At 67.8% G+C, this 11,004-nt stretch carries 12 protein-coding genes and 3 pseudogenes; 8 read left to right on the forward strand and 7 right to left on the reverse strand.

Translation table 11 applies throughout. From position 1 onward, the window contains the following. Window positions 1-270 precede the first annotated feature (270 nt). Window positions 271-420, forward strand: a pseudogene (locus ACFXKG_RS40655) (deaminase); the annotation flags it as partial. Window positions 421-514: 94 nt separating this feature from the next. Here ACFXKG_RS40655 and ACFXKG_RS40660 read toward each other — a convergent pair. Further along, window positions 515-712: a hypothetical protein gene (locus ACFXKG_RS40660; protein ID WP_384850492.1), complete on the reverse strand. Its 198-nt coding sequence runs from the start codon at window positions 710-712 to the stop codon at window positions 515-517. Window positions 713-963: 251 nt separating this feature from the next. Here ACFXKG_RS40660 and ACFXKG_RS40665 point away from each other — a divergent pair, with 251 nt between their 5' ends. Next, on the forward strand, window positions 964-1,347 hold the full coding sequence (locus ACFXKG_RS40665) for a nuclear transport factor 2 family protein (protein ID WP_384850494.1): 384 nt from the start codon (window positions 964-966) through the stop codon (window positions 1,345-1,347). A 678-nt stretch (window positions 1,348-2,025) separates the two neighbouring features. Here ACFXKG_RS40665 and ACFXKG_RS40670 read toward each other — a convergent pair. Further along, window positions 2,026-2,310, reverse strand: coding sequence for a hypothetical protein (locus tag ACFXKG_RS40670; RefSeq protein WP_384850497.1), 285 nt, complete (start codon window positions 2,308-2,310; stop codon window positions 2,026-2,028). An 814-nt stretch (window positions 2,311-3,124) separates the two neighbouring features. Next, window positions 3,125-4,141, reverse strand: a complete 1,017-nt coding sequence (locus ACFXKG_RS40675; protein WP_384850500.1) for an STM4015 family protein — start codon at window positions 4,139-4,141, stop codon at window positions 3,125-3,127. Between the two features lie 252 nt (window positions 4,142-4,393). On the opposite strand from ACFXKG_RS40675, the pseudogene ACFXKG_RS40680 reads away from it, so the two are divergent. After that, window positions 4,394-4,888: pseudogene (locus ACFXKG_RS40680) on the forward strand (transposase family protein); the annotation flags it as partial. A 360-nt stretch (window positions 4,889-5,248) separates the two neighbouring features. Then, entirely contained in the window at window positions 5,249-5,593 is a 345-nt protein-coding gene (locus tag ACFXKG_RS40685; RefSeq protein ID WP_384850502.1) for a hypothetical protein, read from the forward strand. 138 nt (window positions 5,594-5,731) lie between these two features. On the opposite strand, the gene ACFXKG_RS40690 is transcribed toward ACFXKG_RS40685, so the two are convergent. Together ACFXKG_RS40690 and ACFXKG_RS40695 are read right to left on the reverse strand one after the other, a co-directional pair. After that, window positions 5,732-6,277 (reverse strand): Imm21 family immunity protein, encoded by a 546-nt coding sequence (locus tag ACFXKG_RS40690; protein WP_384850505.1) that lies wholly within the window; start codon window positions 6,275-6,277, stop codon window positions 5,732-5,734. A gap of 366 nt (window positions 6,278-6,643) precedes the next feature. After that, window positions 6,644-7,525 carry a LysR family transcriptional regulator gene (locus ACFXKG_RS40695; RefSeq protein ID WP_384850508.1) on the reverse strand — a complete coding sequence of 294 codons (882 nt, stop codon included), beginning with the start codon at window positions 7,523-7,525 and terminating at the stop codon, window positions 6,644-6,646. A gap of 60 nt (window positions 7,526-7,585) precedes the next feature. On the opposite strand from ACFXKG_RS40695, the gene ACFXKG_RS40700 reads away from it, so the two are divergent. The 3 genes from ACFXKG_RS40700 (at window position 7,586) to ACFXKG_RS40710 (ending at window position 9,038) form a co-directional block, all read left to right on the forward strand. After that, a complete protein-coding gene (locus ACFXKG_RS40700) occupies window positions 7,586-7,951 on the forward strand; it encodes a DoxX family protein (RefSeq protein ID WP_384850511.1) in 366 nt (121 codons plus the stop codon). A gap of 436 nt (window positions 7,952-8,387) precedes the next feature. Further along, a complete protein-coding gene (locus ACFXKG_RS40705; protein WP_384850514.1) occupies window positions 8,388-8,588 on the forward strand; it encodes a hypothetical protein in 201 nt (66 codons plus the stop codon). Window positions 8,589-8,714: 126 nt separating this feature from the next. After that, the gene (locus tag ACFXKG_RS40710) at window positions 8,715-9,038 is read left to right on the forward strand and encodes a transposase (protein ID WP_384850517.1); all 324 of its coding nucleotides are present in this window, start codon (window positions 8,715-8,717) and stop codon (window positions 9,036-9,038) included. A 66-nt stretch (window positions 9,039-9,104) separates the two neighbouring features. Here the strand turns inward: ACFXKG_RS40710 and ACFXKG_RS40715 are convergent, their stop codons facing one another. Continuing rightward, entirely contained in the window at window positions 9,105-9,842 is a 738-nt protein-coding gene (locus ACFXKG_RS40715; protein ID WP_384850520.1) for a phosphotransferase, read from the reverse strand. A gap of 113 nt (window positions 9,843-9,955) precedes the next feature. Then, window positions 9,956-10,309: pseudogene (locus tag ACFXKG_RS40720) on the reverse strand (transposase); the annotation flags it as partial. 270 nt (window positions 10,310-10,579) lie between these two features. On the opposite strand from ACFXKG_RS40720, the gene ACFXKG_RS40725 reads away from it, so the two are divergent. After that, window positions 10,580-10,723, forward strand: a complete 144-nt coding sequence (locus tag ACFXKG_RS40725; RefSeq protein WP_384850523.1) for a hypothetical protein — start codon at window positions 10,580-10,582, stop codon at window positions 10,721-10,723. Window positions 10,724-11,004 lie beyond the last annotated feature (281 nt).

The raw sequence follows: 11,004 nt of genomic DNA on the forward strand, positions 1-11,004 counted from the left end.
CGGCATCACCGATCTTGACCTGCCGGGGAGGCGTGAGGGAGGGGTACATCGCAGACAGAGCCTTTCGTGCTGTGGTGCCCCGACCCCACCACATGCCGCTACGGCATGTGCAACAACCCCATCCAGGTGCCACCGGAGCCAGCCAGGCCCTAGCTGCCGCCGGGACCGATCAAGAACGACGAACCATCCGGGAACGCAGAGTGACCACTGGCGGCCAGATAGCTCCCCGCCAAGTGGCCGCCGCTGGGGAATTCCCACTGACCGCCGACACTGGTCGACCGTGTCCAGGTGACACTCTTCCCTGTGATCATCGGTCAGACCGGAGATCACCCGATCTTCCAAGGTGCGGCCGACTTCGACCTCGAACTGCTCGACAGCCGGACACTCGACGGCAGCATCCAAGAACTTACCTACCGGCCCCACCCTGCATACCTGAAGCCATCCGCGCACCCACCCGGCCGGGACGAGCATTCGACTCCCACCCACCAAGATCGATAGAGCAACAGGCTCTCAGTCAGCCCAGCAGCACGACGCCCTCGTGGCCGTTCAGGCCGACTCCGCCGTCGGCGAACAGGGCGTGGGAGCAGCGCTGCAGGACGGCGCGGCGGGTGCGGGCGGTGCGGCTGCCGGCGGCGCCGGACGAGGCAGTGCCGGCACAGCCGGCCCATCGGCATGTACGGGATCTCCGGATCAATTCGGCAGTGGCGGTCACCGCCGCCGCCCAGGGTCGTCCGGCTTCCTCGGCCTGCCAAGTAGGCAACAACTGCCGACGCGAGTGGACGCACGCCAAGGCGATCGTAGTCCGGGATCGAGAACAGGCTCTTCAAGGCCCCCGCTTCCGACGGGCCCCAGCCGCCGCGATCTGATCTCCGGTCTCGTAACCCCGCTTCGTACGGGGTGCCCGACGACCGGAAGACGTCGAGGGAACCTAGCTCGACGCTGGACGACATGGAGATGAGCACGATGAGTACACAGGATCCGGTCGAGCGCCTCGTAGAGGCGATCAACTCGCATGACCCTCAGAAGGTCGCGGACTGCTTCACCACGGACTACCGAGCCGAGGTGCCGCACCGCCCCGCGGAGGGGTTCACCGGTAACGAGCAGGTGCTCGCCAACTGGACCGCGATCTTCAGCCGCCTCCCCGACATACGGGGCCGGGTACTGCGCCGCGCCACCGCGGGCCCGGAACTCTGGGCGGAGTTCGAGTATGTGGGTACCGGACCGGAGGGCGCGACCACTGTGCTGGGCGGGCCCGCCATCATGTGGGCCCGGGACGGACTGATCGCCCGGTCACGGTTCTACCTGGCTCCGGTCCCGGCTCCGCAGGCCGCGCCGACGGGAGGCTGACCGCCGCCCCGGCCTGCCGGACCCGCGTCGTCAGGTGCTCGCCGTGCTCACGGCGGGCTGATCTACGACGCGGGTGTCCGTGGCCGAGTTCGTTACGCGGTCCCCTCCACTTTGGAGCGGACCGCGTAACGGGCCTTCCAGTTGAGTCTGCTGTTCACCACGGGCGAGTTCCCAGCCGTCGTCGGGCCGGGGGTGTAGACGGGTGAGGATAACGGTGTCGGAGTCGGCCGGTCTCAGGTGGGCCTGGGCGTCGGCTATTCGACGGAATTCACGTTCGACACCAACTTCCGCTACGAGTACGGCATCTCGCCCGGGCGTTAGCGCAGCATCGAGCAGGACGGAGCTCCGCAGGCTGACCACCGAACACAAGTGGACACCTCCGAGAAGGCTCATCCACAGCCGCCCCAGATGCCGACCCGCCTGGGCCCACTGCGGGAACTGAAAAACCCGACAGCACATCGCCTGCATCAGCCTCCGCAGGGCGCGTTCTGGCACAGGTCTCACGGGGCTGAACATCACTCTTTACGGTGAACATGGACCCCACCGGCATCGAGGTGTGAAGCACCACTTCCGGTGTCGACATCCCGACTCCCCACTCGAACCCCTGGGCGGTCTCGCCCTCGCTGATCGCCGTCATGGACAAGGCGAGCATCCGGAACCGCCTCGGCCAGTACGCGATCAAGAAGGCCAAGCTTGTGCCAGGGCACGAGAGTTCGGTTCCTTCAGCGAGTCGGCGTGCCGAAAGGGGATCAGCACTCGCCCGTTGACGACCGCCAGGCTGTATGACGCCCCCTTGGGCTTGCGGGCCTCATAGCCGGGGAGTTCAGCCAGCTTGAACTGCACGACTACCTGTCCGTAGCGCGTGGCCCACATGCTGCCGTAGGCGCGCTTGTCCTCGACCCCCGCCTTCTGGGCCGCCACCTGCACCTCGTAGGCGCTTTGCTGACCAGCTGCCAGACCCATGACCACATGCCGTATTACCTCCGCGGCGTGATCACCGAACTGCTCAACGGCCCACTGCGACGGCGTAATTTCACCAGCCAGCGGGTTTGCTCAGGCTCTGCCGAGCCCGTACGGAATCGTGGGGCCTGGCCTGCGTGCCGCCCCGGCGCAGCCCGCGTCCGTGGCTCCGAAGCGCCGGCCGGTGCGGGAGCACCACGAGGAGTGTGACGGGGAGCTGTACGAGGGCAGGAACTGTACCTGCTGGTCCGTCAAGCCGTTCGGGCCTCCCTGAGCGGGAGAGCTACTGGGAGAACCTCTGACCGCTCCCCCGCCCACGCGAGACTCCGGGCCCGTCGTGAGGGCCCTGGGGTCTCGTACGTCACCGCGCGGCGTTGCGTGGCGGGGCGGGCCGTTACCGGCGGCGCGGGAGGGTGACCCGGGCCTCCGCCAGGACGGTGCCGGTCGCCGGGGCGCGTTGCGCGGGGACGTACAGGCCCCAGTCGGCGTCACCGGCCGTGAGCCAGTCTCCGGCCCGGGGGTGCTGGTGGTCCTCAGCACGCGACCGGCGAGCGGGCCGCCCAGGAATCGGACGATCACGGTGGTACCTCCATCCGGCGGGGCTCTCCCGCCTCATCCCCTGGTGGGGCTCAGCACCCGAAGGACAACACCGGAGTGCCGGCGAATTCCGACCCGGCCCCGGCCGCCGCGCCCTAAGCCGGACACGCCGACGCTGCGACCGAGCGTCCCCCACGGCGTCGATCCGCTACCAGGCTCCATGTAAGGAGCAGGCTTCCACCGCCTTGATACACCGCTTCCTCGACGGCTCGTGCGGGGTTCACTCCCCCACGGAGACATAACGCCGAACGGTGCCGTCGTCATCATCGTCCTGCTCCGCGTCGCCCCGGTCGACGTCCACCTCAACGCCTGCGGGTTCGAGCATCTCGCGTATCCGTTGCACGAACGGTTCGTTCAGGAAGTTGTGGTGCAGGTCGAGCTTCTTGAGGTGGGTGAGTGGCTGGCCGGCGAGAAGGGCAGTGGCGCCGTCGTCACTCAAGGTGCCCATCGACAGGTCGAGCACCTCGAGCCGGGCGACCACCGGGGCGCAGGCCATGGCGGCGGCGACCTCGTCCTGGAGCTCGCTGTTGCGCAGGGCCAGGTGCCGCAGCCGGGGGAACCGGGCGCCGGACAGGAACGGCTCCAGGTCCGCGACCTTGCAGTCGCCTCCGTACTCCGAGATGCCGAGCCACAGGTCGAGGTGCTCCAGCGCGGGCAGTTCGCTCGCCCCCACACCCCTGACGACGTCCACCGGCAGACCGCCGCTTTGCACGGTCAGGCTGCGCAGCGCGTCGTGGCGCAGGGCGGGGAACTCCAGCCGCAGTGCTTCTCCCAGGAGGTTGCCCTCTCCCGCGCGCACACCGAACTCCTCCAGCGCGGGAAAGCCGGCCAACAGCGGTGTGACGTCGGTCTGGCTGATCCGGGAGATCTCGCACTCCTCGGCCACGATGTCCCCGAGGAACAGCGACCGCAGGGCTGGCAGCCGATCACGCGCGGCCAACAGTACTTTGATTGCCTCGGAGGGATTCATGTCATCGGGGTCGTCCCAGTTGCCGACGATCAGGGCACGGACCCGCGTGGTGTCGACCTCGGTGCAGAAGCGGTCGAAGACCTCGTCCCAGCACTCTTCTTCGGGCAGGGGCTCCCCTTCAGAGAACCGCCAGGCCACGGCGTCGGGTTGGCCGGTGATCCGCCAGGCCACTGCGTCGGGTGCGGGCAGCACTGTCGTCGCGCCCTGCGCGGGAAACGTCAGGGCGGGGAGGCCGTACAGCTCCTCCAGGCGGTCGTAGAAACCCATCCGGGCTGCTCCTGTCCTGTGGTGTGACAAGGGGAAATCTGCCAGGTCCCACTCTGGCATGAGGGTCCGTCAGTGTGCCGACAGAACCTTCGTTCAGGCGGCCTCCTCGCACTCGGCGCCCCATCGCCGTCACGGTCCTCCGGCGTGCCGAAGCCGGCACATCGACCTGTGTATCGGCCCTCTTGCCGGGTGAGCGCCCCGTGCTGGTCGATCGAGCCGGTGCCCGAACAAGACGCACGTCGCTACCGGCGTGAGCCGGCTTCGCGTCCGGTCGACGAGGTGGAGCGACTGTGGATCGTGGACGGCACCCTGATCCCGGTCCGCGACCGCAAGACCGGTGCGTCCTCACGCAACTACCGGTTCTCGGCGAACGTGCAGGTCATCATTGACGCCGACACCAAGCTGGTCATCACCGCAGCCCTGCCGGTGCCCGGCACCGCCGCAGATGCGAAGGCCTGGCGCGACTCCGGCCTGGCCCGGCACTGCGAAGGCGTGACCGTGCTCGGCGACGGCGCGTACATCAGCACCGGCCTCGTCGTCCCGCGCCGCAAACGCCCCGGCAGGGCCCTGCTGCCCGGTGAGGAAGAAGACAACGCCGAACACCGCAGAGTCCGGGCCCGCGTCGAACCCGCCTTCGCCCGCATGAATCACTACAAGATGCTCAGCGACTGCCGCCAGCGTGGCGCCGGCCTCCACCACGCTGTCCAAGCGGTCGCTCACATGCACAACCTCGCCCTCGCCGCATGACCAGACCGGCCACGATCCCGGCCCTGGCCTGCCCGCCCGCAGCCTTCTGCAACACGCTTTAGGCCTCTGGCGGTCTGACGCCGCCGCTGTCGGAGGCCCCAGTTACGGTTGCCAGGTAAACGGATCGAATGCACCAGCCGACGTACCCGCCCACCACGGCGCGTTGTTGCCTCTCCTGGGTACCGACCAGGAGGTCGTTGACTGCTTCGCCAAGGTTGCGGATCCCGACGCGACGACCCGACCGACCAGGAGCTGGAAGGCGGGTTCCGACTTGCCTCTGGAGCCCGGCTGGAGCAGTTTGCGCGGGCGGGCTCAGGTGACGCGTTCTGCTTCGTCGGCGAGGGCGGGGAGGAACGCCCCGTGGTGTACGTCAGCCTCGGCGGCGAGGCCGGACCGCTCGCCCTCGGACTATCAGAGTTGGTGCGGCTGTGTCTGGTGGCACCGTGGTGGCGGGATGCTCCCGGACGGACGGCCGGAAAACTCCAGGCGGTCGCCGACGAGTACCGGGAGGACATGCCCGACCTCGACCGGCGACGCGACCGCGCGGCCCGGGCGCTCGGCCTCGATCCGGCCGGACTGCCGTCCGAAGCGGCAGCCCTGGCCCGGCTCGTGGAGCTCTCCCGAGGACCGGTCGCCGCGGCTTGCCTCGGCGTCGGGTACGAGGGCGATCCGCTCGATCCCCTGTTCGTCAGCACCCCCAGCTGACCGGCCATCCGGGCCCGGAGCCGTGTGTGGTCGGCCAGTTGTCCGCAGCCCGGGCCAGAATCGGCGGGCCACAAGCGAGCAGTCAAACCTCATGTCCTGTGTCAGCGAACCTTGAGCGTTGTCACCGAAGGCAGGTGATCAGGCTGGACTGTCCTCGGCAACGAGTTGAACCACGCCCACCCACACGGACTCGGTCTTCGCGTGGACTGCACGGACATGCCACCGTCCTGCCGGAATCTGCACAAGAGCCTGTTCAGGCTGTCCGCCGCCCGGATAGGCCACTCCGAGATCGGCACCGGCTACGGCCGAATCCAGGAGCGCCGCCGGACCATCGGAGACCCACAGCCCAGCTTCCTCCCAAGGCGTGTCCGGGGCAGCCAAGACCGCCTGGGCTCCGGCGAGCAACTGTTCCTCCGAATCCGCAGCCAACCACCGTACGAACAGCAATCCTTCAGGCATGAAGCACGTCATCGCAGGTTCATCGGCCAGCACAAGCGCGGTGGCAACTCCCTCACCTACAGCGATCACTCCAGCCCATCCGTCCACCGCGCAAGCCCGGTCGTAGTCGTCACAACCATCCTCTTCACCCAGGACAGAGCCATCCTCCGTACATCCACCCCAAGTGCTGACGCAGGAATCCGGAAGGACAATCAACGGGCCACCCATCGAGCTGACCCAGGTCACCCTGGCACGGTCACCGCGACCACATTCATGAGAACCATCCATGCACGCAGTCTGCCGCCAGCCAGTGACATAGAACGGCGCCGGTCAAGCGCCGTGGGGAGCAGGCCAGCCCGCCTGTCCTTTGACATCCAGCCTAGTCGCCCCAGGTCAGGGCATCGCACCGGACCAACTTGGCTGTCAAAGGACAGTTCTCATCGAACATTGAGTGCCATCGGGTCGGCGAGGTCGGCGGTCATGACCTATGCGCACCCGGCCGAGGCGGTACCGGCGGGTTTCCTCGTGCTGGGCGAGCTGTTCAACCCGGCCGCCGCCGGGAGTAGTGCCGATCCGGCCGGGCAGCGCGCCGGCGGTCTGTCGGTCCCGTCGTCAACTCCGGCTCACCCTCCGCGCGATGGCATCCAACAGCTCATCCAGCGCCTCGTCGTGGGTCCGCCCCCGAGGCCGGGCCAGCCCCACCCGGATCGGTGAGAGCCCGCGGACCGGACGGAACACCACATCAGGGTGGGAGTAGAAACGGGCCGCCGACGCCGGGGCCAGCGCCACGCAGCCGCCGGCCACCGCTCCGAGCCACTCGTCGGGACGGCTGGTGACGGCGCCGACACGAACGGGGTGCCCGTCCCGCTCCTCCACCGCCAGCCAGTGCTCCCTCCAGGCTCCGGTCTCGGCTCCGGCCGCGACGAACGGCTCGTCCCACAGCTCCCAGAACTCCACCGTCTCGCTGTTCGCCAGCGAATGCCGAGCCGGCAGCAGCACTCCACGCTCCTCAACGAACAACTCCCGCACCCTGAAGCTCTCCTGTCCCGGAAACGGCAGACGCACCACTGCCGCATCCACCTCACCCCGGGCCAGGCCGACGCTCGGTTCCGACCAGTCGAACTGTCGCAGTTCCACCCGCCACTCCGGCTGCGCCTGGCGGAACTCGGCGATGACCTCGGGGACGGCACCCACCGCGCCCGCGTCCAGGAAGCCCAGGCGCAGCACCCGCGCCACCCGGCCGGTTGCCCGCACCGCCTCGTCCCAGCCTTCCAGCAGTGCGGGCACCCGCGAGGCGAGCTCACGACCAGCCTCGGTCAGCGCCATCCCCGACCGTGAACGTGCGAAGAGCCGTACCCCGAGATCGTCCTCCAGGCGCCGGATCTGCTTGGTCAGCGCGGGCTGCGAGACGAACAGCCTCTCCGCTGCCCCGGTCAGGCTGCCCTCCTCCGCCACTGCGGCGAAGTACCGAAGCAGGCGCGTGGTCACATCCATGCCGCCAGGTTATAGAAGCAGGTATTGGACGGTGCCGAAGCGCCCGCGGACCCTGAAGGCATGACCGGTACCCAGCTCGCGCTCCTCGTCGTCACCCTGCTCACCGCCGCCGTCAACGCCGGTAGCGCCGCCGCCGACCTCGCCGGGGCACGCTTCGTGCTGGCAAACTCGGCAGAGGTGGGTGTCCCCCGATCCTGGCTGCCTAGGCTGGCCGCCCTCAAACTGGCGGGTGCGGCGGGCCTCCTCCTCGGCCTCTTCGACGCCGCGCTGCGCCCCCTCGGCGCCGCCGCGGCCTGCGGTCTCGTCCTGCTCTACCTGGGCGCGCTCGCCTTCCATCTGCGGGCCCGCGTGCTCTACAACCTCGCGTTTCCCGGTTTCTACTTCGCCACCGCCGTCGCCTCGCTGGCCTTGACCGTGTCCTCCTGACGGCAGCACCACTCAATGTTCGATGAGAACACTCACCCTTCGCTGCGACAGGTCAGTAAGCGGTTGACCTCTCGCAGCGGAGGGTGAGCATTATCAGCGAAGTTTGAGTGATGTGGGTCACGTCTTGTCGCTCGCCGGGTTCGGTGGGCCGGTCCGGGAATCGGTCCTGGAGCGATCCAGGAACCGCGCCCGGACCCGACCCGACAACCTGAGCGAGGCTGCCGAGCGGTGCGTTGCCCAGCACCGCCGTTGCCTTGGAGTCCTGGCTCGTGAGCCAGCCGAGTCCGCTGCTGCGGCTCCACCGCCCAAGGAAACGACCGGATCACCACGGCCAACAGGGCACCGGTTCACCGACCGTATTCGGGACAGGCATGCCACCGTCCACACCCTGCTGGCGGCAGAACACAGCCGACGCTCAATCGGCAGCCGACTCCACATGATCCACCGCACCGTCAAGCGCCTGGCCGACGCCGCCCCCGAAGACCTCTTCCAGGGGCAGTGGCAAAACCTCCCCACCGTCCTCGATGAATACAAGCCCTACCTGGACGACCGCTGGAACCAGGGATGCACCAGTGCTTGGGCATTGTGGGAAGAGATCGTGCCATTCGGCTACAAGGGCTACAAGGGCAGCTATTAGCGAGTTCGCGCTTACCCGCGGGAGAATCGCTTCTCACCTGGAACGGCGTCCGCCCGGCCGCCGACCCCTCGGACGGTCTCAGGGTGGATTCTGCGGCACCCCGAGACCCTCACAGAGAGCGAACAGATGCGGCTCAAGGCCGTGCTGGTCAATTGCCCGGAGCTGAACGCCCTCACCTGGCACGTCCGGTTCTTCGCCCGGATGCTCACCGAGCGCGGGCGCGAACGGCTACCGGAGTGGCTCGACGCCGTTCGCAAGGACGACCTGCCCAGCCTCCACACCCTCGCCGCAGGCATCGACCGCGACCGTGACGCCGTCATCGCCGGCTTCACCCTGCCCTGGAACTCCGGCGTCGTCGAAGGGCACGTCAACCGGATCAAGATGCTCAAGCGCCAGACGTTCGGCCGCGCCGGCTTCCAACTCCTCCGCAAACGAGTTCTGCTGTCGTAAGGAGAGAGGCAGCACGTACTCAGCCGTAACCAGCTCTTGTTCGTGAGATGACTGGCACCCAGTTGGTCAGCGCAAGGCACGATCCATATCGTCCTGGTGATCGGAGACCCACTGATACGCCTCCTGCACCTCTGTCACTGCCCCAGCGTCACGGAGACGGATCATCGCGAAGTCCCCAGAGTCCGCAGCAGCCTCAATACCGCGCCAGCACCTGTCCTGCCACCACAAGATCGCAGAGACGAGATCACGACGGTCCACGAGCTCATAGCTGTCAGCGATCAACCGCAACCGTCGCGCAGCTTCGGAGGCGTCTCCGACGCTCGGCCCGAGTCCGAGGTACTGCCAGCAAACGTGGGCGACATCATGGATGCGCGCGCCTGGGGCTGCCAGATCCCAGTCGATGAAGGCCACCGGGCGCAAGGCACCGCTGACAGGCCGATAGACCGTGTTCTTGGGCGCGAGGTCGTTATGACATACGACCTCATGTGATCCGGCCAGTGCCGTGCCTGCTGTCAGGTCGTGGAACTCCCGCACAAGCTGCGTGACCCGCAGCAGACTCTCGTCGGAGTACACGGCCGGGGGCTGCTGCGGTTCCCAGGCCACATGCCCATCGAGGTAGGTGAGGACCTCCCGGCCCTCCTCGTCGATGCCGCAGTAGCGCGGTGCACCGGGCCAGCCGCTGGCCTCAAACATCTTCAGCAGGTCGCCGATGAACCCCGTACTGGCCGACGCGGGCCGGCGCACCGTGGCGCCGACACGCACCACGTGATTGATAAAGCCACCAGGCAAGGACGACTCGGACATCCCTCTACTGTGCACGATCTTGACCTCGAACTCTCAAAAAATTCACCGCTACTCAACGTGTGCGCGTCACGGAATGTGGCTCTGTGGCTGATTTGGGGGTGGTGGCTGTTTGATCAAGGTGACAGGAGGATTCGGCGTCGCAGGAGGTCGAAGTTGGCCTGGCCGTACATCTGTCTCTTCAGCAGTTTGATCCTGGTGACGTTGACCTCGACCGCTCCCGAGGTGAAGGTGGTGGTCAGGGCGGCGAGTACGGCTGCTCGGTCGCGCCGTACGCCGGCGGCCAGGGTGCGGAGTTCTCGTTGTCCGTCGAGGCGGACATCGGCGGGCCAGACGTCGAGTGCCAGGTGCTCGCTGCGGCGTTCGCGCACCATCGAGGCCAGGCGGCGGGCGTACAGGGTGGTCGTGGCCAGGGCAGGACTGCGTTCGCACAGCTCGTCGAGGCACTTGCGCTCGGTCTCGGTGAGGTCAGTCCGCTCTTGCGGGGGTAATCCCCTGGCGCCGCATGCTGCCGCCCGCCACCCCGAAGGCGACTGCCGCCTGAATCAGGGCCCGTCTGCTTCCTGTCTGTGCTGCTTGCCCGCGACGCAAGAGACGGGAGCACTTCATGCTCCGCCCACCGTACGACCCGATCTACCGGAGGTACCGCTGCGTCCGCACCGACCACCCCGCCCGCTCCCGAGCCCACATCCACCCCCGGGCCCGGCCCGGACCACCGCCCGCCGGTCCCGGCGCCGTCCGTGAACCTGTTCGAGGCGCTGGCGGTGGGCACGGCCTGCGTCCTGCTCGGCTACCTCGCCTACGTCCACCCCGGCGTCCGCGAGCCCCTTCTGGTCGGCCTGGCGATGCTGGCCGTCTTCGTGCCGTCGCTGCTGCGCCGGTGACGTCGGGACGCCGGTGGGGCCGTGCGCACGGCCCCACCGATACCAGGCTCTGTTACTCCGGTACTTCCGGAGTAACAGGGTCCCGGACTCCCGAAGTACGGGACTCCGTGATTGGGTGTGAGCTCTCACCGAATCTGATCCATGCTGAGCGGCGCTGAACTGCGGTGGATCGGATTCGGTGAGACATGAGGTAGCCGACCATATGTCAATGAAGTTGATCCGCCTCTGGTCAGACGGAAACAAGGCCTCAGCGGCGGTCAGAGAGGCGCCGAGCACCGTTG

The organism is Streptomyces sp. NPDC059255 (assembly GCF_042752355.1).
GTDB lineage: Bacteria > Actinomycetota > Actinomycetes > Streptomycetales > Streptomycetaceae > Streptomyces.

Coding starts and splice junctions, on each gene's coding strand:
- ACFXKG_RS40665 (WP_384850494.1), top strand. CDS start 964: ATGAGTACACAGGATCCGGTCGAGCGCCTCGTAGAGGCGATCAACTCG.
- ACFXKG_RS40670 (WP_384850497.1), bottom strand. CDS start 2,310: ATGGGTCTGGCAGCTGGTCAGCAAAGCGCCTACGAGGTGCAGGTGGCG.
- ACFXKG_RS40675 (WP_384850500.1), bottom strand. CDS start 4,141: ATGGGTTTCTACGACCGCCTGGAGGAGCTGTACGGCCTCCCCGCCCTG.
- ACFXKG_RS40695 (WP_384850508.1), bottom strand. CDS start 7,525: ATGGATGTGACCACGCGCCTGCTTCGGTACTTCGCCGCAGTGGCGGAG.
- ACFXKG_RS40700 (WP_384850511.1), top strand. CDS start 7,586: ATGACCGGTACCCAGCTCGCGCTCCTCGTCGTCACCCTGCTCACCGCC.
- ACFXKG_RS40705 (WP_384850514.1), top strand. CDS start 8,388: ATGATCCACCGCACCGTCAAGCGCCTGGCCGACGCCGCCCCCGAAGAC.
- ACFXKG_RS40710 (WP_384850517.1), top strand. CDS start 8,715: ATGCGGCTCAAGGCCGTGCTGGTCAATTGCCCGGAGCTGAACGCCCTC.
- ACFXKG_RS40715 (WP_384850520.1), bottom strand. CDS start 9,842: ATGTCCGAGTCGTCCTTGCCTGGTGGCTTTATCAATCACGTGGTGCGT.